19 protein-coding genes are annotated in these 24,699 nt (G+C 71.1%); 6 read left to right on the forward strand and 13 right to left on the reverse strand.

What is annotated here, in order from left to right:
• Positions 1 to 391: 391 nt before the first annotated feature.
• From Q5425_RS43040 to Q5425_RS43050, 3 genes are all read right to left on the reverse strand, one after another.
• Positions 392 to 1,948, reverse strand: a complete 1,557-nt coding sequence (locus tag Q5425_RS43040) for an amidase (protein ID WP_308678217.1) — start codon at positions 1,946 to 1,948, stop codon at positions 392 to 394.
• Complete coding sequence (glnA, locus tag Q5425_RS43045; protein ID WP_103338577.1) at positions 1,948 to 3,291, reverse strand: type I glutamate--ammonia ligase; 1,344 nt, start codon at positions 3,289 to 3,291, stop codon at positions 1,948 to 1,950. Before glnA ends, Q5425_RS43040 begins: the two co-directional genes overlap by 1 nt.
• A gap of 61 nt (positions 3,292 to 3,352) precedes the next feature.
• On the reverse strand, positions 3,353 to 4,633 hold the full coding sequence (locus Q5425_RS43050) for an MFS transporter (RefSeq protein ID WP_308678218.1): 1,281 nt from the start codon (positions 4,631 to 4,633) through the stop codon (positions 3,353 to 3,355).
• An 87-nt stretch (positions 4,634 to 4,720) separates the two neighbouring features.
• Here Q5425_RS43050 and Q5425_RS43055 point away from each other — a divergent pair, with 87 nt between their 5' ends.
• Complete coding sequence (locus Q5425_RS43055; protein WP_308678219.1) at positions 4,721 to 5,347, forward strand: LppX_LprAFG lipoprotein; 627 nt, start codon at positions 4,721 to 4,723, stop codon at positions 5,345 to 5,347.
• Here Q5425_RS43055 and Q5425_RS43060 read toward each other — a convergent pair whose 3' ends face one another.
• Positions 5,348 to 6,910: an alpha/beta hydrolase gene (locus Q5425_RS43060; RefSeq protein ID WP_308678220.1), complete on the reverse strand. Its 1,563-nt coding sequence runs from the start codon at positions 6,908 to 6,910 to the stop codon at positions 5,348 to 5,350.
• Between the two features lie 155 nt (positions 6,911 to 7,065).
• On the opposite strand from Q5425_RS43060, the gene secA2 reads away from it, so the two are divergent.
• Positions 7,066 to 9,405 carry an accessory Sec system translocase SecA2 gene (secA2, locus tag Q5425_RS43065; protein ID WP_308678221.1) on the forward strand — a complete coding sequence of 780 codons (2,340 nt, stop codon included), beginning with the start codon at positions 7,066 to 7,068 and terminating at the stop codon, positions 9,403 to 9,405.
• Positions 9,406 to 9,607: 202 nt separating this feature from the next.
• Positions 9,608 to 11,329, forward strand: coding sequence for an NAD+ synthase (locus tag Q5425_RS43070; protein ID WP_308678222.1), 1,722 nt, complete (start codon positions 9,608 to 9,610; stop codon positions 11,327 to 11,329).
• Positions 11,330 to 11,339: 10 nt separating this feature from the next.
• Here the strand turns inward: Q5425_RS43070 and Q5425_RS43075 are convergent, their stop codons facing one another.
• Together Q5425_RS43075 and Q5425_RS43080 are read right to left on the reverse strand one after the other, a co-directional pair.
• Positions 11,340 to 11,954: a VOC family protein gene (locus tag Q5425_RS43075; protein ID WP_308678223.1), complete on the reverse strand. Its 615-nt coding sequence runs from the start codon at positions 11,952 to 11,954 to the stop codon at positions 11,340 to 11,342.
• Positions 11,955 to 11,962: 8 nt separating this feature from the next.
• Positions 11,963 to 13,303: a S8 family serine peptidase gene (locus Q5425_RS43080; RefSeq protein WP_308678224.1), complete on the reverse strand. Its 1,341-nt coding sequence runs from the start codon at positions 13,301 to 13,303 to the stop codon at positions 11,963 to 11,965.
• Between the two features lie 82 nt (positions 13,304 to 13,385).
• Here Q5425_RS43080 and Q5425_RS43085 point away from each other — a divergent pair, with 82 nt between their 5' ends.
• Complete coding sequence (locus Q5425_RS43085) at positions 13,386 to 13,916, forward strand: methylated-DNA--[protein]-cysteine S-methyltransferase (protein ID WP_308678225.1); 531 nt, start codon at positions 13,386 to 13,388, stop codon at positions 13,914 to 13,916.
• Positions 13,917 to 14,035: 119 nt separating this feature from the next.
• On the opposite strand, the gene Q5425_RS43090 is transcribed toward Q5425_RS43085, so the two are convergent.
• From Q5425_RS43090 to lysX, 3 genes are all read right to left on the reverse strand, one after another.
• Positions 14,036 to 14,626, reverse strand: a complete 591-nt coding sequence (locus Q5425_RS43090) for a DinB family protein (protein WP_308678226.1) — start codon at positions 14,624 to 14,626, stop codon at positions 14,036 to 14,038.
• 72 nt (positions 14,627 to 14,698) lie between these two features.
• On the reverse strand, positions 14,699 to 15,265 hold the full coding sequence (locus tag Q5425_RS43095) for a hypothetical protein (RefSeq protein WP_308678227.1): 567 nt from the start codon (positions 15,263 to 15,265) through the stop codon (positions 14,699 to 14,701).
• A gap of 63 nt (positions 15,266 to 15,328) precedes the next feature.
• Entirely contained in the window at positions 15,329 to 18,652 is a 3,324-nt protein-coding gene (gene lysX, locus Q5425_RS43100; protein ID WP_308678234.1) for a bifunctional lysylphosphatidylglycerol synthetase/lysine--tRNA ligase LysX, read from the reverse strand.
• A 238-nt stretch (positions 18,653 to 18,890) separates the two neighbouring features.
• Here lysX and panB point away from each other — a divergent pair, with 238 nt between their 5' ends.
• On the forward strand, positions 18,891 to 19,754 hold the full coding sequence (gene panB / locus Q5425_RS43105) for a 3-methyl-2-oxobutanoate hydroxymethyltransferase (protein WP_308678228.1): 864 nt from the start codon (positions 18,891 to 18,893) through the stop codon (positions 19,752 to 19,754).
• 8 nt (positions 19,755 to 19,762) lie between these two features.
• Here panB and Q5425_RS43110 read toward each other — a convergent pair whose 3' ends face one another.
• A complete protein-coding gene (locus Q5425_RS43110) occupies positions 19,763 to 20,614 on the reverse strand; it encodes a cytochrome c oxidase assembly protein (RefSeq protein WP_308678229.1) in 852 nt (283 codons plus the stop codon).
• Between the two features lies 1 nt (position 20,615).
• On the reverse strand, positions 20,616 to 21,542 hold the full coding sequence (locus tag Q5425_RS43115) for an undecaprenyl-diphosphate phosphatase (protein ID WP_308678230.1): 927 nt from the start codon (positions 21,540 to 21,542) through the stop codon (positions 20,616 to 20,618).
• Positions 21,543 to 21,986: 444 nt separating this feature from the next.
• On the opposite strand from Q5425_RS43115, the gene pip reads away from it, so the two are divergent.
• Positions 21,987 to 22,931, forward strand: a complete 945-nt coding sequence (gene pip / locus Q5425_RS43120; protein WP_308678231.1) for a prolyl aminopeptidase — start codon at positions 21,987 to 21,989, stop codon at positions 22,929 to 22,931.
• Between the two features lie 34 nt (positions 22,932 to 22,965).
• Here pip and Q5425_RS43125 read toward each other — a convergent pair whose 3' ends face one another.
• Entirely contained in the window at positions 22,966 to 23,754 is a 789-nt protein-coding gene (locus Q5425_RS43125) for an ABC transporter permease (RefSeq protein WP_308678232.1), read from the reverse strand.
• Between the two features lie 8 nt (positions 23,755 to 23,762).
• Positions 23,763 to 24,602, reverse strand: a complete 840-nt coding sequence (locus tag Q5425_RS43130; protein WP_308678233.1) for an ABC transporter permease — start codon at positions 24,600 to 24,602, stop codon at positions 23,763 to 23,765.
• Positions 24,603 to 24,699 lie beyond the last annotated feature (97 nt).

Below are 24,699 nucleotides of genomic sequence, written 5' to 3' on the forward strand. Positions count from 1 at the left end.
CCTCATACGAGGTTTCAATACATAAGCTCTACTGGCTTAGTTCACTAGCACACTGTTGAGTTCTCAAGCAACACACTCTGAATCCACCCGCGTTATCGGCGGCTAAATCCTCGGCAGTTGTTCCAAGCGATATTCACAAACTTTGGTCGAGCATACCTCATCCTACGGTGTTAGTCGTAGGGAGTCGGCGGCCGCTCGTGGGCCGACGCTGAACATTACCCGGTCCGATCCGCGGTGTCAACCCGCTCGTCCCGGCCTGGTCTCCGGGGCTTGCGGCCCCGGTGTGACCCGGTGTTCCTGGCGACGAAGAGAAGATTACATGCCCGCGAACCGGCCCGGAACAGGGGGGTCACTTAACGGCATCGGCGCAGGTCAGAGTGCTTACGGACGGCTACGACGGCAGGGTCGGCAGATACCGGGGCGGGACCCGCGCCGGCACGACCCGCTCGAAGTCGGCCGCGAGCGCCAGCACCCGGGCGTCGGACCACCGCGCCCCCATGAACGAGATCCCCACCGGGAGCGGTCCGGCGAACCCGGCCGGCACGGTCACGTCCGGGTAGCCGGCCACCGCGGCCGGCGTCGAGGACGGGATCACGTCGTTGTCGCCCACCGCGCAGTCGGTCTTCCACGCCGGCGGGTTGGTCGGCGACGCGATCGCGTCCAGGTCGTGCGCGGCCAGCGTCTCGTCCAGGGACCGGCGCGAAAGGTCCGTGAGCTCGGCCCGCGTGGCCAGGTACCCCGGGTCCGACGGCGGCGGCGCGGCCAGCGCCTGCTCGAACAGCTCCTGCCCGGCGAAGCACGTCCGCTCCAGCGGGTCCGCCCGGTTGTAGGCGATCAGCTCGGCCAGGTTCCGCGGCCCGCGCGGGCGGGTGGCGAGGTAGGCGTCGATGTCCCGGTGGAACTCCGTGAGCAGCGCCGGGAACTCCAGCTCGAGGAGCCGGTCCTGGTAGGGCAGCTCCACTTCGACGACCGTCGCCCCCGCCTTGACCAGCGAGTTCCGCGCGGAGGTCATGATCGCGTCGGTCGCCGGGCCGAGCACCGGCAGCCGCCACAGCCCGATTCGCGCGCCGCGCAGGACGCCCGGGCGGAGCAGCTTCGCGTAGTCCGTCGGCTGGGTGCGCGGATACGTCGAGGTCGCCGGGTCCGACGGGTCCCGGCCCTGGAGGACCGACAAGGTGAGAGCGACGTCGACGACGTTGCGCGCGATCGGGCCCGCGGTGTCCTGCTCGGCGGAGATCGGCACCACGCCGGTGCGGCTGACCAGGCCGAGGCTGGGTTTGTGCCCGACCGTGGCGGTCATCCCGGCGGGGCACACGATCGAGCCGTCGGTTTCCGACCCGATCGCCACCTGGGCCAGCGACGCGGCCACGCCGGCCGCGGACCCGGCGGACGACCCGCACGGGTTGCGGTCCAGCACGTACGGGTTGTTCGTCTGCCCGCCGACGCCCGACCAGCCGGACGTGGGCTTCGCGGCGCGGAAGTTCGCCCATTCGGAAAGGTTCGCCTTGCCGAGGATCACCGCGCCGGCCGCGCGAAGGCGCGTGATGAGCGTCGCGTCCTTCGCCGGGTAGCTGCGCAGCGCCCGCGACCCGGCCGTCGTCCACTGGTCGCGGGTGTCGACGTTGTCCTTGACCAGCACCGGGATGCCGTCGAGCGGCCCGCGGAGGCGGTGCGCGCGACGCCGGGCGTCGCTCTCGAGCGCTTGCCCCACCGCGGCGGGGTTGACCGCCAGGACGGCGTGCACCTTTCCGTCGATCCGGTGAATCCGGTCGAGGTACTGCCTGGTCAGCCCGACGGCGCTGAGCCGACCGGACGCCATCCGCGCCTGCAGCGCCGGGATGTCGGCGGAGTCGAGGTCGAAGCGGCCGGCGGCCGCGGCGACGGGCGCCGTGGGGACGAGCACGAGTGCGGCGGCCAGGATCGCGAGGAACACCGGCCGCCGCCCCATCAGAGCACCGGGAGGAGCGTTCGGAGTTCGTACGGGGTGACCGCGCTGCGGTAGTTGTCCCACTCCACGCGCTTGTTCCGGAGGAAGAAGTCGTAGACGTGTTCGCCGAGGGCTTCCGGCAGGAGTTCGGACTTCTCCATCTCGGCCAGTGCCTCTCCCAGGTTCTGCGGTAGCTGGGCGTACCCGGCGGCGCGCCGCTCGGAGTCGCTCAGCTGCCAGATGTTGTCCTCGGCGGGTGGCGGCAGCTCGTAGCCCTTTTCGATCCCCTTCAGCCCCGCGGCCAGGATGACCGAGTACGCCAGGTACGGGTTGCACGCCGAGTCCAGCGTACGGATTTCCACCCGTCGGGATGACGCCTTTCCGGGTGAATACATCGGGACCCGGACGAGCGCGGAGCGGTTCGCCCGGCCCCACGACACCGTCGTGGGCGCTTCACTGCCGCTGATCAGGCGTTTGTAGGAGTTCACCCACTGGTTGGTGACCGCCGAGATCTCCTTCGCGTGGTGCAGCACCCCGGCGACGAAGGCCTTCCCGGTGCCCGACAGCTCGTGCGGGTCTTCGGCGTCGTAGAAGGCGTTGCGGTCGCCTTCGAACAGGCTGACGTGCGTGTGCATCCCCGAGCCGGGCTGGTCGGTGAACGGCTTCGGCATGAAGGTGGCGCGCACGCCCTGGGTCAGCGCGACCTCCTTGACGACGTAACGGAACGTCATCACGTTGTCGGCCATCGTCAGCGCATCGGCGTAACGGAGGTCGATCTCCTGCTGGCCCGGTGCCCCTTCGTGGTGGCTGAACTCGACCGAGATGCCCATCGCCTCGAGGGTCTCGATGGCGTGCCGCCGGAAGTGCGTCGCCGTGGCGTGGCTGGCCTGGTCGAAGTAGCCGCCGTTGTCCGCGGGCTCCGGCTCGCTGCCGTCGTCCGGCATGGTCGAGAGCAGGAAAAACTCGATTTCGGGGTGGACGTAGCACGTGAAGCCCGCTTCGGCGGCCTTCGACAGCTGGCGGCGCAGCACGTGCCGCGGGTCGGCCCACGACGGCGAGCCGTCCGGCATCGCGATGTCGCAGAACATGCGGGCCGAGTAGGGGCCGCCGTCGGGGGTCTCCCAGGGCAGGACCTGGAACGTGGCCGGGTCGGGCTTGGCGACCATGTCCGATTCGTAAACGCGCGCGAAGCCCTCGATGGCCGAGCCGTCGAAGCCGATCCCGTCGTTGAAGGCGCCTTCGAGCTCGGCCGGCGCGACCGCGACGGACTTGAGGAACCCCAGCACATCGGTGAACCAGAGACGGACAAAACGGATGTCGCGCTCCTCGAGCGTGCGGAGCACGAATTCCTGCTGGCGATCCATGGCCGCACCCTAACCACAGCGTGTTAACGACATGTTTCGCGACGCGCCGAGACCGCCGAAGTCACGTCGCGAGTACCGCGACGGGCTTCTTCGCCCGCGTGATGGCCAGCGAAGCGACCGACGCGATGACGGCCAGGACGGCGGCGGAATACCAGGCCAGGGTGTAGTTCCCGAGCTGGTCGCGGACCAGGCCGGCGGCCGACGCGGCGAACGCGGCCCCGAGCTGGTGTGAGGCGAAGACCCAGCCGAACACGATCGGGCCGGCGTCGCCGAACGCGCGGATGCAGAGCGCGACCGTCGGCGGGACCGTGGCCACCCAGTCGAGGCCGTAGAACAGGATGAACGCCCACATGCTCGGCTGCACGGAGTCGGTGAACAGCTGCGGCAGCAGCGCCAGCGAAAGGCCACGCAGGGCGTAGTAGACGCCGAGCAGGATCCGCGGGTCGATGCGGTCGGTGAGCCAGCCGGAGAAGATCGTCCCGACGACGTCGAAGACGCCGACCAGGGCCAGCAGGCTCGCCGCCGTCGTCTGCGGCATGCCGTGGTCGTGCGCGGCCGGCACGAAGTGGGTGCCGACCAGGCCGTTGGTCGTCGCGCCGCAGATCGCGAAGCCGACGGCGAGCAGCCAGAACGTCCGGGTGCGCGCGGCCTGGCCCAGCACGGAGAGGGCCCGGCGGACCGAGCCGGTCCTGGCCGCGGGGCGGGCGACCTCGGCGTCGGCGGGCGCGCCGTAGGCCGTGGTGCCGACGTCGGCGGGGTGGTCGCGGATCAGCAGCAGGACCACCGGGACGACGGCGAGCGCGGCGATCGCGATCACCAGCGACGCCGTGCGCCACCCCGAACCCACGGCGAGGTTCGCGATGAGCGGCAGGAAGATCAGCTGGCCGGTGGCGCCCGCCGCGGTCAGGACGCCGGTGACGACGCCGCGGCTGCGGACGAACCACCGGGTCGCGACCATCGCGGCGAAGCCCATGGCCATCGAGCCGGTGCCCAGGCCGACCAGCACGCCCCAGCACAGGACGAGCTGCCAGCTCGCGGTCATGAACACCGTGCCGCCCGCGCCGAGGGCGATCACGGTCAACGCCGTCGCCGAGACGCGCCGGATGCCGAACCGCTCCATCAACGCGGCCGCGAAGGGCGCGAAGAGGCCGAAGAGCACGAGGTTCACCGAGACGGCCGAGCTGATGGTGGTGCGGGACCAGCCGAACTCTTCGTGCAGCGGGTCGATCAGGACGCCGGGAGCGGCGCGGAAGCCGGCGGAGGCGAGCAACGCGACGAAGGCGGCACCGGCGATCAGCCAGGCGCGGTGGAGCCTCGGGGCGGGACGGGTCTCAACGGTCACCTCAGCAGTTTCATCGCGCGCGCGATGAGCCGAAAGTGGCCGGAAGGACATCATCCGCAAGAATCAGGCCAACAGTAGGCTTTGGGGATGCCGCGTCTCGCCCTGCTGCTCGTGCTCCTCCTCGCGACCGGCTGCACCGGGTCACCCGACACGCGCGGGCCGTTCCCGGCGGGTGCCGAGCTGGTCCGCGACGCCGCGACGTCGTTCGCTTCGGTGCGAAGCGTGCACTTCGCGGCCGGCGTCAACGGCGTGCTGCCGGGCTTCCCGCTCCGCTTGACGGAGGGCGACGCGACCCTCGACGACGGCGGCGCCGCGACCGGCATGGTCGACGTTCAGGACGACAGCGTGGTCGGCGGGCACACCAAGTACGCCTTCGACGTGCGCGACGGGCAGGATTCGCTGCCCGACGCGTACCGGGTCGGCGCGTTCCTCGGCCCGCACGGCGGGCTGAAGCGGCTGCTCGACGGCGTGACGGACGCCGAGACCGAAGGCCGCGAGAACGTCGACGACGCACCGGCGCTGCGGGTCGCCGGCCGGGTGCCGGCCGCCGTGGCGCACAGCGTGCTCGCGGCCGTCGACGCCGACCTCAACGTCAAGGTGTGGGTCTCCGACGACGGGGCACGGCGCTTCGTGCGGCTGTGGGTGCAGGTCCCGCCGGCCGGCGACCACCTCAGCCCGGTGATGATCGAGCTGTCGCTGACCAAGCAGGCCTAGCTACTGCCCGGTGCAGCGCGTCCCCTCCGGCGGCAGCGTGCCGTCGACGAGGTAGTCCGTGCCCGCCTGGTCGACGCACTTCACGCCCTGCAGGAACACCGTGTGCTGGGTGCCCTCGAAGGTGAGCAGCGCGCCCTTCAGGCCCTTCGCGAGGTTGACGCCGGCCTGGTACGGCGTCGCCGGGTCGTTGGTCGTCGAGACGACCAGCGTCTTCGCCAGGCCTTCGACGTTCGGCACGTGCGGCTCCGAGGTGTTCGGCACCGGCCAGAACGCGCACGCGTCGCGAGCCGCGCTCGCCGGGCGGCCGTCGTCCAGGAACGGCGCCACCTTCACGTACTCCTCCTGCGCCTTGAGGATGACGGCCGGGTCCGTGACGCGCGGGTCGTCGACGCAGCGGATCGCCGTGAACGCGTCCTGCGTGGTGCCGTAGCGGCCGTCGGAGTCGCGCTCGTTGTAGATGTCGGCGAGCTTCTCCAGCGTCGCGCCGCGCTGCTGCTTGAGCTCGTTGAGGCCCGTGTTCAGGGTGTCCCAGAGGCTTTCCTGGTAGAGCGCCTGGATCACGCCGGTGGTCGCGTCCTCGTAGGAGAGCTTGCGGCCGTCGCCGACCGCCACCGGGAAGTCGATCAGCGGCCGGACGAGGTCCTGGAACGCCTTGACCGCGCCGGCGGCGTCCCCGCCGAGCGCGCAGTCCTGCTGGCCCGTGCACCACTTGGCGAACTCCGTGAACGCCGTCCCGAAGCCCTGGCCCTGCGCGACGAGGGACTCGACCGCGTCCTGCTCGGGGTCGACCGCGCCGTCGAGGACCATCGCGCGGACGTTCTTCGGGAACGCCTCGGCGTACGCCGACCCGATCCGGGTGCCGTAGGAGTAGCCCAAATAGGTGAGTTTTTCGTCGCCGAGGACCGAGCGGAGGACGTCCAGGTCCTTCACGACGTCGCGGGTGCCGGCGTTGGCCAGCATCCCGGTGCCGTCGTCGGTGCGCTGGGCGCACTTGGCGGCGAAGTCCTTTTCCTGCGATTCCTGCTTCAGCACGCCCGCCGGCGAGCCGTCGGTCTCGCTGTCGTCGGCGCGGTCGGCGTCCCGTTCCTGATCGGTCAGGCAGTGGATCGCCGGCTGGCTCGCCCCGATCCCCCGCGGGTCGAACCCGACCAGGTCGAAGCGCTTGCCCAGCCCGGTGCTGGTCACCGGCTTGAGCAGCCCGGCGGCCGCGACCATGCCCGACGCGCCCGGCCCGCCCGGGTTGACCACGAGCGACCCGATCCGGTCACCCGCGTCGGTGGCCTTGTGCCGCAGCAGGCCCAGCGTGATGGTGTCCCCCGCCGGTTTTGCGTAGTCGAGCGGCACGGTCAGCCGCGCGCACTGGACGTCTTTCGCCTGGAAGGCCGACCTCGAGTCTTCCGACGTCGCGTAAGGTGCGCAGTCGGCCCAGGTCAGGCTCTGGCCGTAGAACCGCTCCAGCCCGGCGGGCACCGGCCCGGACGGCGGGTGCGACTCGGTCGTCGGCGCGGGCGGCGCGGTCTTGCCGGTGGACGTGCACGCGGTCAGCGAGACCGCGAACAGCACGGATGTCGCAATTGCGGTGATCCGGCGGGCGCGGGACCTGGCGCTGGGATGAGGGAACACGGTTGGATCGTCCCATCCGGCCGCGGAACTCGAACGCACCACCGTCGCGTTGGGTGGTGGAGGCCGGTCGAGCGAGAGAGAACGGGAGACCAGGGGTGGCAGCACTGATCAGCCGGATGGGCAAGAAGCTCCGCCGGATCATCCAGCGGCCGGGCAGCGTCGAGCTGACCCGCTACGAAGCACTGCTGCCCGCGGTCGAGAAGCTCGAACCCGAGCTCGAAAAGCTCTCCGACGAGGAGCTGATCGAGCGGGCGGGCAAGCTTCGCGAGACGCTGAAGAACACCGCTTTCGGCGACGAAGAGCTGATCGAGGTGTGCGCGCTGGGCCGCGAGGCCGCGCGGCGGGCTCTGGGCGAGCGCGCGTTCGACGTGCAGGTGCTGGGCACGATGGGCCTGCTCACCAAGCACGTCGTGCAGATGGAGACCGGTGAGGGCAAGACGCTCGCGGGTGCGCTGGCCGCGGCCGGTTACGCGATCCGCGGAAAGCGCGTTCACGTCGTCACGGTCAACGACTACCTGGCGCGCCGCGACGCGGAGTGGATGGGCCCGGTGTACGCGCTGCTCGGCGTGTCGGTCGGCTGGGTCGAGCCCGCGCACTCCCGCGAAGAGCGTCGCGAGGCTTACGCCAAGGACGTCACGTACGGCGCCGTCGCCGAAATCGGCTTCGACGTGCTGCGCGACCGGCTGGTGACGTCGGTCGACGACCTCGTCCAGCCGGCCCCCGAGGTCGCGATCGTCGACGAGGCGGACTCGGTGCTGGTCGACGAGGCCCGCGTCCCGCTGGTGATGGCCGGCTCGATCGACCACACCGACGCCGACGAAGAGGTCGCGAAGGTCGTCCGGCGGCTGCGCCTCGGCCTGCACTACGAGACCGACAGCGAGGGCCGCAACGCCTGGCTGACCGACGCCGGCGCGTCCGTGGTCGCGAAGTCGCTCGGCCTGGAGGTCGACGACCTCTACGGCGAGACGGCGTCGGACCGGCTCCCCGCGGTGAACGTCGCCCTGCACGCGCACGCGCTGCTCACCCGCGACGTCGACTACCTGGTCCGCGACGGCAAGGTGCAGCTCATCAACGCCGCCCGCGGCCGCGTCGCCGAGCTGCAGCGCTGGCCGGACGGCCTCCAGGCCGCCGTCGAGGCGAAGGAGCAGGTCGCCGCGACCGACCGCGGCGAGATCCTCGACTCGATCACCGTCCAGGCGCTGCTCGCGCGCTACCCCGAGGTCGCGGGCATGACCGGGACCGCGGTCGCCGTCGCCGAGCAGCTGCGGGAGTTCTACGAGCTCGAGGTCGCGGTCATCCCGCCGAACACCCCGAACATCCGGGAAGACCTCGAAGACCGGGTCTTCGCCTCGCCGTCGCAGAAGCTGCGGGCGATCGAGGAGGAGATCCGCACGGTGCACGAGACCGGGCGGCCGATCCTCGTCGGCACCCAGGACGTCGCCGAGTCCGAAGAGCTGGCCGAGAAGCTGGCGAAGGTCGACCTCGAGTGCGTCGTGCTCAACGCGCGCAACGACGCCGAAGAGGCCGCGATCATCGCCGAGGCGGGCAAGAAGGGCGCGGTCACCGTGTCCACGCAGATGGCCGGCCGCGGTACCGACATCCGGCTGGGCGGCACCGACGGCTCGACCCGCGACGAGGTCGTCGAGCTGGGCGGGCTGCACGTCATCGGCACCGCGCGGTACCCGTCGAGCCGGCTCGACGGGCAGCTGCGCGGCCGGTCCGGACGGCAGGGCGACCCGGGCAGCGCGATCTTCTTCGCGAGCCTGAACGACGAGCTCGTGCTGTCGAACGCGCCGGACGTGCCCGAGGGCATCACCGACGACGAGGAAACCGGCGAGATCACCGACCCGGCGGCACTGCGGCAGCTCAACCACGCCCAGCGCGTCGCCGAGGGCGTCGACCTCGAGATCCACCGCAACACCTGGCGCTACACGCGGCTGATCGAGCGGCAGCGGCGTGACCTGCTGGTGCACCGCGACAAGGTGCTTCGCACCGCGTACGCGGCGGAGCACCTGGAGAAGGCGCACCCGGAGAAGTTCGGCGAGCTGAAGGAGAAGCTCGACGACCAGGACAAGCTGGAGCAGATCTGCCGCGAGGTGCTGCTGTTCCACGTCGACCAGCTGTGGTCCGACCACCTGGCGTACCTGACCGACGTCCGCGAGAGCATCCACCTGCGGGCGCTGGCCCGGGAGACCCCGCTGGACGAGTTCCACCGCGCGGCGATCCCGGAGTTCCACAAGATCATCGCCGAGGCCGACTCGCGGGCGGCGAAGACGCTCGAAGAGGCGGAGCTGACGGACGAGGGCATCGACCTCGGCGACGCGGGCGTCCGGCGGGCGAACACGACGTGGACGTACCTGGTGCACGACAACCCGTTCGATTCGGACTTCGAGCAGACCATCAAGAAGGTCCGGAGCATGATCAAGCGCAAGTAGTCCCGCTGGCCGAAGGCCCCCGTCCGGTTCGCCGGGCGGGGGCTTTCGGTAACCAGGCGGCGCCGAAGGCGGAACTTTCCTAGGGAAAGCTCCGCTTTTTGGGGTTGGTGGGGTTCGTGGGGGTGGTGGGGCTGCCGCCTGGGCGTGGCATTTCGCCCACATTCGCTCGGCCTTCCGGGTGACGGTGGGACAGAATGGCGGCATGCCGCAACTGCGCATCGCGCTCGCCCAGGTCAACCCCACCGTCGGCGACCTCGACGGCAACGCCGACCTGCACGTCGAGTGGACCCGCCGGGCCGCCGAAGCCGGCGCCCACGTCGTCGTCTTCCCCGAGATGTCCCTGACCGGCTACCCCGTCGAGGACCTCTCCCTGCGCAAGACCTTCGCCGCCGCCTCGCGGCAGGGCGTCGAGTCGCTGGCGCGCCGCCTCGACGAGGCCGGCTGCGGCGAAGTGCTCACCTACATCGGCTACCTCGACCTCGACGACGTCGGCCCGCGCGACGCGGCCGCGGCGCTCTACCGCGGCGAGGTCGTCGCGCGGCAGTTCAAGCACCACCTGCCCAACTACGGCGTCTTCGACGAGCACCGCTGGTTCAAGCCGGGCACCACGCTCGACGTCGTCCGGTTCCACGGGCTCGACATCGGCATGGTCGTCTGCGAAGACATCTGGCAGGACGGCGGGCCGATCTCAGCGCTGGGCCGCGCCGGCGTCGACCTCGTCGTCGCGCCGAACGCATCGCCGTACGAGCGGTCGAAGGACGAGCAGCGGCTGCCGCTGATCGCCCGGCGCGCCGCCGAAGCCGGCGCTCCCCTGGTCTACACCAACCAGGTCGGCGGTCAGGACGACCTCGTCTTCGACGGCGACTCGCTCGTCGTCACCGCGGACGGCACGGTCGTGGCGCGCGCGCCGCAGTTCGTCGAGCACCTGCTCGTGCTGGACATGGACCTCGCCGCGGGCGGGCACGCCGGCGACGGCGAGCTCGAAGGCCTGCACGTCCGGCGCCGGGTGCTGAGCTCGGAGCCGCTGCCCGCGTACGAGCCGACGGCCGAGCCGGTGATCAGCGAGCCGCTGTCGGACGAGGCCGAGGTGTGGCACGCGCTGGTCGTCGGGCTGCGGGACTACGTGCACAAGAACGGCTTCTCGTCGGTCATCTTCGGGTTCTCCGGCGGCATCGACTCGGCGGTCTGCGCGGCGCTGGCCGCGGACGCGCTCGGCGGCGACAACGTCTACGGCGTCTCGATGCCGTCGAAGTACTCGTCGGGGCACTCGAAGGACGACGCCGCCGACCTGGCGCGGCGGATCGGCGCCCACTACCGGGTCGAACCGGTCGAGGACATGGTCCGCGTGTACGTCGATCAGCTTTCGCTGACGGGCCTGGCCGAAGAGAACATCCAGGCGCGGACGCGGGGCATGCTCCTGATGGCCCTGTCCAACCTGGACGGTCACCTGGTGCTGGCGACGGGCAACAAGACCGAGCTCGCCGTCGGGTATTCGACGATCTACGGCGACGCGGTCGGCGCGTTCGCCCCGATCAAGGACGTCTTCAAGACGCACGTGTGGCAGCTGGCCCGCTGGCGCAACGCCGAGGCGGCCAAGCGCGGCGAAACCCCGCCGATCCCGGAGAACTCCATTTCGAAGCCGCCGTCGGCCGAGCTGCGGCCCGGCCAGGTGGACACCGACTCGCTGCCGGACTACGCGCTGCTCGACGACATCCTCGACGACTACGTCGAGGGCGACCGCGGGTACGCCGACCTGGTGGCCGCGGGCTTCGACCCGGAGACCATCGACCGCGTGGTGCGAATGGTCGACAAGGCCGAGTACAAGCGGCGCCAGTACCCGCCGGGCACGAAGATCACGTTCAAGGCGTTCGGGCGCGACCGCCGGCTGCCGATGACCAGCCTGTGGCGCGAGGGCAAGGCCTAGCCCAAGGGTTTCAGCACAGGGCGACCTGGCGGCCTTCCGGCGTGCGGACGGCCGCCGTCAGCCCGGCCCGGTCGGCGCGGCGGACCAGCAGCTCCAGGCCCAGCGCGTCGGTCACCGCCAGCACCGAATCCGGGTCCGGGTGGGTGCCGGTGACCATCAGCAGCGGCAAGGACGGCAGGCCGCGCGTCGTCGGGTGCGGCGTCGAGCCCCAGTCGATGAGGAACGGGTGCAGGGTGCCCGGGACGCCCGGCGGGGTCAGGCGCCAGCGCAGCGTTTCGCCGTCGCCGGTTTCGCGGGACATCTCCACCGCGTCGCCCGGGTCGAAGCCGTGGGCGCGGGCCGCGGTGATCGTCGCGTCGAGGTCGGTCGTGCGGACCGCCCAGGCGACCAGCGCGGGCTCGGTCAGCTCGTCGATGCCGAACGGCCGGGGCACCTCGGGGTCCGGCTGCGCCGGGTCGGGGCCGATGACCTCCAGGTACATCCCCCCGCCGAGGTCGGCGAGGTGGTTGGCCGTGCCGACGCCGGCGTGACGGCCGCCGGGCGTGGGCGTGACCCCGGTGAGCGCGGTGACGCGGGCGACGGCGTCGGCGAGGTCCGGGCCGGCGTAGACGAGGTGATCGAGCACGAGCGCCATCATCCCGCGCCGACTGCGCTCGCCGCATCGACCATCCCGTGGCCGTAGTAGGTCGTTCCGTTCTGTGTCGTCTGGCAGACGGCGTCCGGGCACGGCAGCGGCGTCGCCGTGGCGTAGAGGGCGCGCTTGATGCGCTCGGCGCCCCAGTGCGGGTGCCGGCTCGCGATCAGGGCGGCGACGCCGCTCGCGTGCGGCGCGGCCATCGACGTCCCGCTCGCGGAGCGGTATTCGCCGTTCGGCCACGTCGACCAGACGCGCGCGCCGGGCGCGGCGACGCTGATCCGGGTCGCCGAGTAGTTGGAGAAGCTCGCCTTGAGGAGCTTCTCGTCGAGTGCGCCGGTGCCGACGACGCCGGGCAGCTCGTGCGGCAACCGGGTGCAGGTCGGGTCGATCCGGCGCTCCACCGGCGTGCTGTCGGCCGGGCTCTCCTTGTCCACCGATCGGGTGTCCAGGTTGATGCCGGCGTTGCCGGCGGAGGCGACCACGAGGACGTTGCGGCGCTGGGCGTACGCGACCGCCCGGCCGACGGCGAGCTTCGCCGCGGCCTGGTCCGGCTGGTCGTCGCAGTTGTAGCGCCACGGGATCGAGCGGTAGCTGTTGTTGGTGACGGCGAACCCGTGCTCGGCGGCCCAGACGAACCCGCAGACCATGCTCTCGGCCATCTCGGTGTCGTCGAGTTCGGCGAGCTTGACCGCGGCGATTTTCACCCCCGGAGCGACGCCGACGACGCCGGACCCGTTGCGAGCCGCGGCGATCGTGCCCGCGACGTGCGTGCCGTGGCCGTCGAGCGTGGGCCGCCAGGCGCCGGGGCCGCGGTCGGGCCAGCCGGACAGGCAGGACACGGAGTTCTTGCTGTCGAACGCTTTCGCGAGGTCCGGGTGGGTGTCGTCGACGCCGACGTCGAGGACACCGACGACGGTGCGCCTGCTGCCTTCGGTGACCGCGTGCGCTTCGGGCAGGTGCAGCGCCGGGACGTCCCACGCCGTCCCCTCCGGCGGGACCAGGCCGGAGTTCGGCGAGCCCGGGCCGGTGTAGCGGAGGTCCTTGCGGGGTGCGAAGAACTCCTTCGGGACCTTCGCGGTGCGCGTCGCGCCGACGGCGTCGATGCCCGGCGTTTTCCGGACCTTGGCGGCGAAGTCGTCCTTCGCGGTGTACGCGACGACGACGCCGATCTGCGGGTAGCTCGCGACGACGGTCCCGCCGGCTTTCTTGATGACGAGTTCGGCCCACCACGTGTGGTGCGTGACGACGACGTGCGGCATGACCAGCGGGTCGGCGGCCGCCGGCGTCGCGATCAGGCCGAGCAGCAGCAGTGCCGTCACCAGAATTGCTCGCCGCACACGTCCTCCTCGAGATTCGCCCAAACCGAACTTAGCGATCATTCGCGGCGGCGGTACCCCTCTTCGGTCGTAGGCTGACCGCATGACGGGGTTCACGGTCTTCGGCACCGCGATCGGGGTGTGCGGGCTCGCCTGGCGCGACGACGTCGTGGCCGGGACGTCGCTGCCCGAGGGCAGCGAGGCGCGGACCCGCGCCTGGCTGGTCCGGCGGTTCCCAGACGCCGTCGAGGGGACGCCGCCGTCGCCGGTGCAGGCCGCGGTGGACGGGATCGTGGCGTTGCTGGGCGGTGCGCGTCGCGATCTGGCGTCGGTTCCGCTGGACTTTTCCGGGGTGCCGGTGTTCAACCGGCGCGCGTACGAAGTCGCGCGGACCATCCCGCCGGGCAAGACGCTGACGTACGGCGACATCGCGCACCGGCTCGGGCAGCCGGGGTCGGCCCAAGCCGTCGGGCAGGCGATGGGGCACAACCCGTTCCCGATCATCGTGCCGTGCCACCGGGTTCTGGCGGCCGGCGGGAAGGACGGCGGGTTCTCCGCGCGGGGCGGCGTCGGGACAAAACGCCGGATGCTCGTGATCGAGGGTGCCCTGGCGGACGAGCCGACGTTGTTCTGAGCCCCCGCGGCGAGCGCGGAAGGGCATCACGCGTGACTGGGGAGGCATCACGCGTGATTGGAGGGGCATCACCCGTGCCTGGAGGGTCGGCTCGCGGGAGGGGGCCGCGAGCCGAACGGTCAGGCCGGCTGGGACTCCGGGGTCCAGGGCTTGATCCAGGGGCTTTCCGGCCAGCCCTCGGCCGCCGCCATCAGGGGCATGGCCGTGCCGCCGTCGAGGTGCTCGCGGATGATGTCCGCGTGGCCCGCGTGGCGGGCCGTCTCCTGGATCAGGTGCAGCAGCACCCAGCGGACCGACCAGGCCTCGACGTCCTTCGGGAACCACGGCACGCCCTTCGGCACCGGGACCGCCCGGCCGAGGTCGTCGATGCCCGCGATCACCTCGGCCGTGCGGGCCGCCACCGCGTCGTACCGGGCCAGCGCGCCTTCCAGGGTCTCGTCCGGGCCCAGCCGGTGCGCCGACTCGTACTCCGCCATCGCCTCGCCGAACGGCTTCTGCGGCACCTGCAGCACCGTGTCCATCCAGCTGTCCTCGGTGCTCGCGACGTGCTTGATCAGCCCGCCCACCGACAGCGAACTCTTGGTCGAAGTGGCTCTCGCCTGATCGTCCGTCAGGCCGTGAGCGGCCAGCTTGAGCACGTACCGCTGCTGCTCCAGGAAGCTCAGCAGCCCGTCACGCTCGTCGGTCACCGGGCGCACGTTTCCCGCCATGTCGATCCTTCCGCCTAGGGATACCTGCGGCGATCGTGCCACCCGGCACCGACGTTCCGGGCGGGAATTCCGCTATCGGTGCGCGTGCCGCGGGGCGGGCTTGACGAAGGCGTACGCGCCGCCGACGCCGTACAGGACGGCGCGCACCACCAGCTGGGCGCGCGTGAAGACACCCTCGAAGGTGCCCAGCTGGCGGGCGAGCACGACGGCCAGCCAGGTGGCCCCCACCAGCACCAGGCCGATGACCGCGAGCCGGCGCCAGCCCGGCGGCCACCACATGATCAGGCTGATCACCCCGGCCACCAGGACGATGTTGAGCAGCGACGACAGCACGTCGCTCTGCTCGGGGTAGGCGGCCTGGAACAGGACGATCGCGCCGAACGCGCTCACCGAGATCGAGCTGAGCCGCGCCGACCACTGGACCGGGCCGAGCCGGTGCAGCGGGGGCCCGGCGAGCAGGAACGCGACCCCGGACACGGCGAGCAGGATCCGGAACACCGGCGGGCCGGCGAGCAGCGCCTCGGCCGGATCCCGCACCGGGGACACCCCGGTGGGCAGGAAGAACTCCAGCAGCCAGCCCGAATACGCGAGGACGGCCACCCCCATCAGGAGGGCCGAGGCGATCCGAGCCGTGCGCACGAGGCAGAGCGTAAGCGACGGGCCCCGCCACGGCCCACCGCCGTGACCAGGTCCACCGAGTCGTTATGCCTGCGGCCGGACGAACGGGAAGAGGACCGTCTGGCGGATGGAGGCGCCGGTGAGCATCATGAGCAGCCGGTCCACACCCAGGCCGAGGCCGCCGGTCGGCGGCATGCCGTGCTCCAAGGCGAGCAGGAAGTCCTCGTCCAGTTCCATCGCCTCGACGTCACCGCTGGCCGCGCGCAGCGACTGCCCTTCCAGCCGCCGCCGCTGCTCGATCGGGTCGGTCAGCTCGGTGTAGGCCGTGCCGACCTCGGAACCGAACGCGATGAGGTCCCAGCGTTCGGCCAGCCGCGGGTCCACCCGGTGCTGGCGGGTCAGCGGCGAGACGTCGGTCGGGTAGTCGGTGTAGAAGGTCGGCAGCACCGTCGCGCCCTCGACGAGGTGCTCGAACGCCTTGAGCACGAGGTCGCCGTGGCTCGGGTCCTCCCCCACCGGCACCCCCGCGGCGACGCACAGCCGGCGCAGCTCGCCCACCGGCGTCCCCGAGCCGACCTCCTCGCCGAAGACCGCCGAAACGGCTTCGTGGACCGGAACCACCGGCCAGTCGCCGGAGATGTCGTACTCGACGACCTTGCCGTCGGCGTCCGGCCTTCGGACGACCTGGGCGCCGTACGCCGCTTCGGCCGCGTGCTGGACGAGCTCGCGCGTCAACGTCCGCATCGTGTCGTAGTCCGCGTACGCCTGGTACGCCTCGAGCATCGTGAACTCGGGGTTGTGGGTCGCGTCGACGCCTTCGTTGCGGAAGTTGCGGTTGAGCTCGAAGACGCGCTCGACACCGGCCACGCACAGGCGCTTCAGGTACAGCTCGGGCGCGATCCGCAGGTACATCCGCATGTCGTAGGCGTTGATGTGGGTGACGAACGGCCGAGCGTTGGCGCCGCCGTGCACCGTCTGCAGCATCGGCGTCTCGACCTCGAGGTAGTCGGCGTGGTGCAGCCGGTCGCGCACCGCGCGGACCACGGTGGACCGCAGCCGCAGCATGTTCGTCGAGTCCGGGTTGACGGCCAGGTCGAGGTAGCGCTGCCGGACCCGCGTTTCCGGGTCGGTGAGCCCCTTCCGCTTGTCGGGCAGGGGGTGCAGGCACTTCGCGGTGACCGTCCACTCGTCGACGAGCACCGACAGCTCGCCCCGCTTCGACGTCACGACCTGGCCGCCGACACCGACGTGATCGCCGAGGTCGACGCCGGTCCGCCAGCCGGTGAGGTCCAGCTCGCCGGCCTCGAGCATCAGCTGGATCTCGCCGCTGAAGTCCTTGACGCGGGCGAAGCACAGGCCGCCGAGGATGCGCAGGTTCAGCACGCGCCCGGCGATCCGGACGCGGTGCCCGGTCGCGGTGTCCGGGGGCAGGTCGCCGTACTTCGCCACGACGTCGCCGATGTGGTCGTCGCGGCGGAACCCGACCGGGTACGGGTCGATGCCGGCCTCGCGCAGCTTGTCGAGCTTGGCGATGCGGACGCGGACCTGTTCGGGCCGCCGCACGGTCTTCGGCGCCGGCGTCGCCGCCGACTCCTCGATCTCCTTGACGCGCGCGACGAAGTCGTCGCCGACCGTCTCCAGCCGCAGCGACCGCGCCCGTCCGGTCGGGACGAACCCTTCGAGCGCGCCCGCCACGATCCCGACGCGCGGCAGCCGACGGGCCGAGGAGTAGCAGAGGAACCGCGGCTCCCAATCCGGCCCGTACTTGGCGTTGGACCGGTACAGCGATTCCAGCTGGAAGAACCGCGAGAAGACGCTCAGGATCCCGCGCCAGGCCCGCAGCACCGGGCCCGCGCCGATCCGCTCGCCCTCGGAGAACACCGCGCGGAACATCGCGAAGTTGAGCGAGATCCGCTGCGCGCCGAGGTGCTGCGCGGCCGCGACCGTCTCGGCGATCATGTACTCGTTGAGGCCGTTCTCGGCGTCGCGGTCGCGGCGCATGAGGTCGAGCGAAAGCCCGCGGCGGCCCCACGGGACGAACGACAGCAGGCCGCGCAGCTCACCGTGGGCGTCGTAGGCCTCGACCATCACGCTGCGGCCGTCGCTCGGGTCACCGAGCCGGCCCAGCGCCATCGAGAACCCGCGTTCGGTCTCGGCGCCGCGCCAGGCCTGCGCCCGCGCCAGCAGCTCGGTCATCTCGTCCGCGGGGATTTCGCCGTGCCGGCGGACCTTCGAGGTGTAGCCGGCGCGCTGGATGCGCTTGACGGCTTGGCGCACCGAGCGCCGCTCCGGCCCGGCGAGGCTGAACTCGCGGACGTCGAGCACCGCTTCGTCGCCGATTTCCAGCGCACGCAGGCCCGCACCGGTGTACGCCTTCGCGCCGCGTTCGCTCGCCCCGAGCACACCCGGGGTCCAGCCGTACCGGCGCGTCTCGTCGAGCCACGCGCGGACCGCGTCGGGCCACGCTTCCGGGTCGCCGACCGGGTCGGCGCTGGCGACGCTGGTGCCGCCGAGGACGCGGTAGGTCACCGCCGCGCGGCCGTTCGGCGCGAAGACGACGCTCTTGTCGCGGCGGGTGGCGAAGTAGCCGAGGGAGTCGTCCTCCCCGTGTTCGGCGAGCAGCCGGCGCAGGTGCAGCTCGTCCTCGTCGGTCCGCAGCGCCCGGCTGCGCACCCCGCGGAAGACCAGGTACAGCGCGGCGGTGGCGACCGCGGTCGCGCTGAGGTCGAGGAACACGTCCAGCCAGGCGGGTCCCTCCCCGACGCCGATCCGGCGCAGCTGCAGGTTCTCGCCGGTGGCGTGGTTCACGACCCAGGCGAAGCGCTCCCACGTGTCGCCGAGGTGGCCGGGAAACGCTTCCGTCAGCCCCCAGCCGACCAGGATGACCACGGCGATGCCGCCGAACAGCATGCTGAGGCCGTCGCGCCAGGCGCTCGGCGCGAGCCGGGCCGGGAACGCCGGGCGCAGCGCGAGCAGGAGCACGATCAGCCCGATCGAGACGACGTCGGCGACGGTCAGCACCCACAGCTGCGCGGGGATGTGCCGGACCTGCTTCGGGCCGAGCGTCAGCAGTTCGGGTGACCACAGCAGCGTCGCCTGCAGGACGAGGGTGAGCAGCAGCCCGCCGACCTGGAACAGCACCAGCGTGTAGAGCGCCGCCTTCTTGCGGCGGCGCAGCGCTCCGCCGAGCACGACCAGCAGCAGCACCATGATCAGGCTCTCGCTGGTCGGCACGCTCAAGCCGGAAAAGGCCATGTCGACGCCGTTGAGCAGGCGGCCGTGCGCACCGCCGGCGAACAGCAGGATCACCGAGAACACCGCGGCCAGCTGGACCACGGTCGCGACGATGCCGGCCGCCTTCGCCTTCCAGGCGGGAATGCGACGGCGCGGGCTCGCGAGGTTTCCCATGGGTGGTTTCGTCGCCTTTCGCGGCCGGTCGGTGGTCATGCCCTCTTCTTGACGTGAGTGAACCCAGGTTGGTTGTCCCCGGACATCAACCTGGAGGCTGATCGAGCGTGGTCCTCCGGGGTGTGAAGCTTGTCGCACGAGGTTGGGACCGCTACGGGGGCGTGTCACGCTTTGGGACGCCCCTGCTCCACGACCCGGGGACCTCACCGAGGCCTCGAGGGAAGGACGGTCGACGACGATGTCCGCCAGCGCAGAAGAACCCGCCCCCTACGGCACCGGACCCGCCGCCAAGCCGGCGTCGGGCCGGAAAGTCCGCGTCCACCACCTGCGCGAGCTGAAGGAGCGCGGGGAACCGTGGCCGATGCTCACCGCGTACGACATGTACACCGCCGCGCTGTTCGACGAAGCCGGGATCCCCGTGCTGCTCGTCGGCGACTCCGCGGCCAACAACGTCTTCGGCTACGACACGTCGCTGCCGGTGACGGTCGACGAGCTGCTGCCGCTGGTGCGGGCGGTCACCCGGTCCGTCAAACGGGCTCTTGTGGTCGCCGACCTGCCGTTCGGCTCCTACCAGCTGTCGCCGCAGCAGGCGCTGGAGACGTCGGTGCGGTTCATGAAGGAGGGCCGCGCGCACGCCGTGAAGCTCGAAGGCGGCCGGCGGTTCGCCGCGCACGTCGAGGCGCTGACGTCGGCCGGCGTGCCGGTCATGGGCCACATCGGCTTCACCCCGCAGAGTGAACACAACCTCGGCGGCTACCGGGTGCAGGGGCGCGGCGAAGCGGCGGACGTGCTGCTCGCCGACGCGCTGGCGCTGCAGGAGGCCGGGGCGTTCGCCGTCGTGATGGAGATGGTGCCCGCCGAGGCCGCGAAGCGCGTCACGACGGAGCTGAAGATCCCGACGGTCGGCATCGGCGCGGGCCCGGACTGCGACGCGCAGGTGCTCGTCTGGCAGGACATGGCCGGGCTGCGCCGCGGCAAGGCACCGCGGTTCGTCAAGCGCTACGCCGACGTCGCAACGGTGCTGCAGAACGCGGCGACGGCGTTCGCGGAGGACGTCCGCCGCGGCGAGTTCCCAGCACCGGAGCACACGTTCCACGACTGAGCCACGGGTCACCGGCGCTTGAACCGTTCCGCGAGCGCCGGGTCCTGCTCCCACCACAGGCCGGTCGACGGCGCTTCGTCCAGCTCGACGTCGATCTGCTTCGCCCGCCGTTCGTCGTCGCGGGCCCACCGCACGAACAACGCGACGACGAACGGCAGGCCCGCGACGTCGCCGCCGATCCACAGCACGCCCGCGCCGATGATCTGGTCGGTGCGCAGGTCCGGCCCCCAGCCCGGGTGCACGGCCGCGTAGTGCGCCGGCGCGAGCAACGGGCCGAGCCACAGCACCAGGCCGAGCGCTCCGTCGAAGATCACTTCGGCGAACGCGATCCACACCGACACCAGGTGCGGGTCCTCCCGCGGCGTCGGGTCGAGGCCGAGCCGGGTCCAGAAGTACGTGAAACCGGCGCCGACGAGCGCCAGCCGGACCAGGCCGTCGACGAACGGCGAGCGCAGCGTCAGGTCGTAGAGCGGCGTCAGGTACAGCACCAGCACCGGTGCGATCAGGACGACCGTGACGACCGGCGGGAACGTCAGCGCGCGGGCGAGCGGGCCACGGCCGTGCCGCCGCAGCCAGGCGGCGCGCGGCAAGCTGTCCAGGAGCAACCGGACGGGCGCGCCCAACGCGAGCAGCAACGGCGTGATCATCAGCAACGTGACCGTCTGGACCGCGCGGACCCAGAAGAACGTCGTGTCGTAGACCGCCAGCGGGGAGCAGGTGACGACCACGATCGTCACGAGCCCGGCGAGGAACGCCGTCGTGCGGCCCGGCGGCCAGTTCCGGCGGCGGGCCGCGCGGACGTAGAACGTGCCCGAGACGAGCACGCAGAAGACCGCCGGAGCGTCGAATGCCGGCGGCACGTCAGACCGCGAAGAAGATCAGGCTGCCGATTCCGGCGAGCACGCAGTAAATGGCGAACGGGGTCAGTGTGCGCGTTTCGAAGTAACCGGTGAGGAATCGGACAGAAATGTACGAAGCGACGCCGGCGACAACGCTGCCCGCCAACGCGGGACCGAGTGAAGCGTGGTTCTCGGGGGCGAACAGCGTCGGCATCTTGAGCACGCCCGCGGCGAGGATCACCGGCGTGGCGAGCAGGAACGCGAAGCGCGCCGCGTCCTCGTGGCCCAGCCCGCGGCGCAGGCCGGCGACCATCGTGATGCCCGAGCGGCTGATGCCCGGCAGCAGCGCGAGGATCTGCGCGGCGCCGATCAGCACCGCCTCGCCCGCCCGCAGCTTCGCCAGCCGGACGTCGGTCGCTTCCTCGACCGAGACCGCCCGCATGACCAGGGTGTCTTCGGTCGAGAAGTCCACAGTGTCCGCTTCGACGGCGGGCTTGTTCCGGGAGAACTTCTCGGCGGCGTAGAGCACACCGCCGTTGAGCGCGAGGAAGATCGCCGAGGGCACCGGCTTGCCGAGGAAGTCGCGCAGCAGGCTTTCCAGCAGCAGCCCGGCCAGCCCGACCGGGATGGTGGCGAGCACCAGCAGCCACGCGAGCCGCTGGTCGGGGGTGCGGACCTCGCGGTGGCGCAGCGACGTCCACAGCCCGCCGACGATCCGGGCCCAGTCCTTGCGGAAGAACAGGACCAGCGCGAGCGCGGTGGCGACGTGCATCGCCACCAGCACCGCGAGGTACGGCGAATCCTTCCCGATGCTCAGGTCCCGCTGCCACTGGCCGCCGAGCCAGGCGGGCAGCAGGATGCTGTGGCCGAGACTGGACACCGGAAACAATTCCGACACCCCTTGCAAGGCGCCGACGACAATCGCCTCGAAATAGGTCACCACGGACATTCCGTACCCCTTTTCAAAAGCCCGACACCGAAAGTACCGGCCCTTTCGTGAGCGCGAGGCAAGGGGGACGAGTGCACTCAGCGTCCGCACAGCTGTTGTTCACATCCATGAACATCAATCATGTTCTTGACTGGTGTTCGGTTCGTGGCTTAGCGTTTAGCCCGTCGCCGCCACGACGAACTTCGCACCTCGACGAGGAGGACCGGAATGCGTGAGCGGACTGCCGTCCGTCGTGACCACTCCGACAACATCGGCCGAGGCACCCGGATCCGGTCCTCCCCGGGGAAATTCGCGGACGCGGCCGAGGGCCGCTGACGCGTCACGGATCGGGAGCCCGCTCAGCCCGGCGGCGGGGGCGGGCTCCCACCCTTCTTGGTCGTCGCCCCGGAACCCGGCGGCGGGGCGCCGGGGCGACGACCAGGATCCTGCGGCAAAGTGTCGGGCATGGACGAGCTCTACCCGCCGATCCCGCCGCGCGCCGAAGGCTTCCTCGACGTCGGCGACGGGCACCGGATCCGGTGCCAGGAAGCGGGCAACCCGGCCGGCAAGCCGGTGGTGGTGCTGCACGGCGGCCCCGGCAGCGGGATCGCCCCGATGGCCCGGCGGCACTTCGACCCCGAGGCCTACCGGATCGTCCTGTTCGACCAGCGCGGCTCGGGGCGCTCGACGCCGGACGCCGCCGAGCTCACCGCGAACACCCTGTGGCACCTGGTCGCCGACATGGAACTGCTGCGCGAACGGCTCGGCATCGAGCGCTGGCAGCTGTTCGGCGGCTCCTGGGGCGCGACGCTGGCTCTCGCCTACGCCGAGACGCACCCGGCCCGCGTCACCGAAATGATCCTGCGCGGCGTGTTCACCGCCCGGCAGAGCGAGCTGGACTGGATCTACCGCGGCGGAGCGGCTCACCTGTTCCCCCGCGAGTGGGAGGCGTTCCTCACGCCCCTGCCGGCCTCCCTGCGGGACGATCCGCTGGCCGGCTACGCCGTGTTGCTCGAGGATCCGGCCGAGGAGGTCCGCCACCGCGCGGCGATCGCGTGGAGCACCTGGGAAGGCGCGACGGTTTCGGTGCTGCCGCAGGAATCGTTCGTCCGCCAGTACGCGGATCCGGCGTTCGCGCTGACGTTCGCCCGGCTCGCGGTCCACTACTTCACGCACGGCGCCTGGCTCGACGACGGGCAGCTGATCCGCGACGCGGCCAAGCTCGCGGGAATTCCGGGCGTGCTCGTGCAAGGGCGCTACGACACGGTGTGCCCGCCGGTCACGGCGTACGAGCTGCACCGGGCGTGGCCGGGTTCGGAACTGAAGCTGATCGAGGGAGCCGGGCACGCGGTGACCGATCCGGGCGTGCTGGCCGCGCTGCGCGCGGCGACGGACTCCTTCCGGCGCTGAAAGCCGCACTTTCACGTGAAAGTGCGGCTTCCGGTCACAGGCGGCCACCCGAGGCCGTGTCGCCGGACAGGCGCTGGGCCAGGTACACCGGGACCGTCGACGCCACGATCAGCACCGCCGCCACCACGTTGACGATCGGGGCCTGGTTGGGCCGGAACAGGTTGTTGTAGATCCAGATCGGCAGTGTCTCCATGCCCGTGCCCAGGGTGAACGTCGTCACGATGATCTCGTCGAACGACAGCGCGAACGCCAGCAGGCCGCCCGCCAGCAGGGCCGAACGCAGCAGGGGGAACGTCACCAGGCGGAACGTCGTCACGCCGGTTGCGCCGAGGTCCATCGACGCTTCCTCGAGGTTGCCGCCCATCCGGCGCAACCGGGCCACCACGTTGTTGAACACCACCACGATGCAGAACGTCGCGTGCGCGATGATCGCCGTCAGCAGGCCGAGGTCGATGCCCAGAATGGTCCGGAACGCGTTGTTCAGCGCGATGCCCGTGACGATGCCCGGCAGCGCGATCGGCAGGATGATCAGCAGCGACACCGGGTTGCGGCCGAAGAACCGGTAGCGCTGCAGCGCGAACGCCGCCATCGTGCCGAGCACCAGCGCGATCGCCGTCGCCGCGAGACCCGCCTGCACGCTCGTCCACAGCGCGGTCAACGCCCCTTCGTTGGACGCGGCCCGGCTCCACCACTCGAGGGTGAACCGCGACGGCGGCCAGCCGAAGGTCGTGTCCGCGTTGAACGAGTTGAGCAGCACCACCACCAGCGGGAAGTAGATCACCGCCAAGCCGAGCCCCAGCGCCGTCCACAGCAGCCTACGCACGAGCGCTCCTAGAGGTTGTCCAGCGCGCCGGTGCGGCGCACCGCGGCCAGGTACACGAGCATGATCACGACCGGCACGGTCGCCACCGTCGCCGCGAACGGGAGGTTGTTGGCCGCGCCGATGTTGTCGTAGACGACGTTGCCGAGCATCTGGGACGTGCCGCCGACGATCTTCACCGCGATGTAGTCGCCCAGGGACAGCGAGAACGTGAAGATCGAGCCCGCCACGATCGCCGGGAACGTCAGCGGCAGGATCACCGAGCGGAACGTCCGGAACGAGCGGGCGCCGAGGTCGCCGGACGCGTCCACCAGGGAGTCCGGCAGCCGGTCGAGGCCCGCGTAGATCGGCAGGATCATGTACGGCAGCCACAGGTACGACAGCGTGATGATCGTGGCCGTGACGCCGTAACCGGGCGAAATCCCGCTCAGTGCGCCGTTGCCCGACAGCATCGACCGCCACGCGTACGCCTTCACCAGGTAGCTCGCCCACAGCGGGGTCATCACCGCGATGACCAGGATCCGCTGTGCCCGCGGTGAAGCCAGCTTCGCCATCGCGTACGCCATCGGGAACGCGATCACGGCGTCGATCACCGTCACCAGCGCCGCGATCCCGACCGTGCGGAAGGTGATCGTGCGGTAGACCGCGTCGGTGAACAGCGTCTCGAAGTTGCCCAGCGACCAGTCGACGACGACCTGGCCGGTGAAGGCGTCGGTGCGCCAGAACGCCGTGACGAACAGCGCGGCGAGCGCGCCCAGGTAGGCCAGGCCGAGCCAGAGCAGCGGCGCCGACAGCAGGAAACCCAGGCGCAGCTTGGGTCTCCGGTAGAAGAAGGCTGCTAGCGCGGTCATGTCACCTTTTCGTTGGGTCGGGTTGTCGTGAGTGGTAAGGCGGGTTAGAACCCGCCTTACCACCCACGACCGGCCGGAGCTTGCGGAGGCCGTCAGC

The organism is Amycolatopsis sp. A133, from assembly GCF_031082405.1.
In the GTDB taxonomy this organism is placed as follows: domain Bacteria; phylum Actinomycetota; class Actinomycetes; order Mycobacteriales; family Pseudonocardiaceae; genus Amycolatopsis.

What these genes read in the sequence shown, in the direction of transcription:
- Q5425_RS43115 (WP_308678230.1), bottom strand. Translation starts at nt 21,542, where the DNA reads ATGTCCGTGGTGACCTATTTCGAGGCGATTGTCGTCGGCGCCTTGCAA.
- lysX (WP_308678234.1), bottom strand. Translation starts at nt 18,652, where the DNA reads ATGGGAAACCTCGCGAGCCCGCGCCGTCGCATTCCCGCCTGGAAGGCG.
- pip (WP_308678231.1), top strand. Translation starts at nt 21,987, where the DNA reads ATGGACGAGCTCTACCCGCCGATCCCGCCGCGCGCCGAAGGCTTCCTC.
- Q5425_RS43055 (WP_308678219.1), top strand. Translation starts at nt 4,721, where the DNA reads ATGCCGCGTCTCGCCCTGCTGCTCGTGCTCCTCCTCGCGACCGGCTGC.
- Q5425_RS43130 (WP_308678233.1), bottom strand. Translation starts at nt 24,602, where the DNA reads ATGACCGCGCTAGCAGCCTTCTTCTACCGGAGACCCAAGCTGCGCCTG.
- panB (WP_308678228.1), top strand. Translation starts at nt 18,891, where the DNA reads ATGTCCGCCAGCGCAGAAGAACCCGCCCCCTACGGCACCGGACCCGCC.
- Q5425_RS43070 (WP_308678222.1), top strand. Translation starts at nt 9,608, where the DNA reads ATGCCGCAACTGCGCATCGCGCTCGCCCAGGTCAACCCCACCGTCGGC.
- Q5425_RS43085 (WP_308678225.1), top strand. Translation starts at nt 13,386, where the DNA reads ATGACGGGGTTCACGGTCTTCGGCACCGCGATCGGGGTGTGCGGGCTC.
- Q5425_RS43040 (WP_308678217.1), bottom strand. Translation starts at nt 1,948, where the DNA reads ATGGGGCGGCGGCCGGTGTTCCTCGCGATCCTGGCCGCCGCACTCGTG.
- glnA (WP_103338577.1), bottom strand. Translation starts at nt 3,291, where the DNA reads ATGGATCGCCAGCAGGAATTCGTGCTCCGCACGCTCGAGGAGCGCGAC.
- Q5425_RS43090 (WP_308678226.1), bottom strand. Translation starts at nt 14,626, where the DNA reads ATGGCGGGAAACGTGCGCCCGGTGACCGACGAGCGTGACGGGCTGCTG.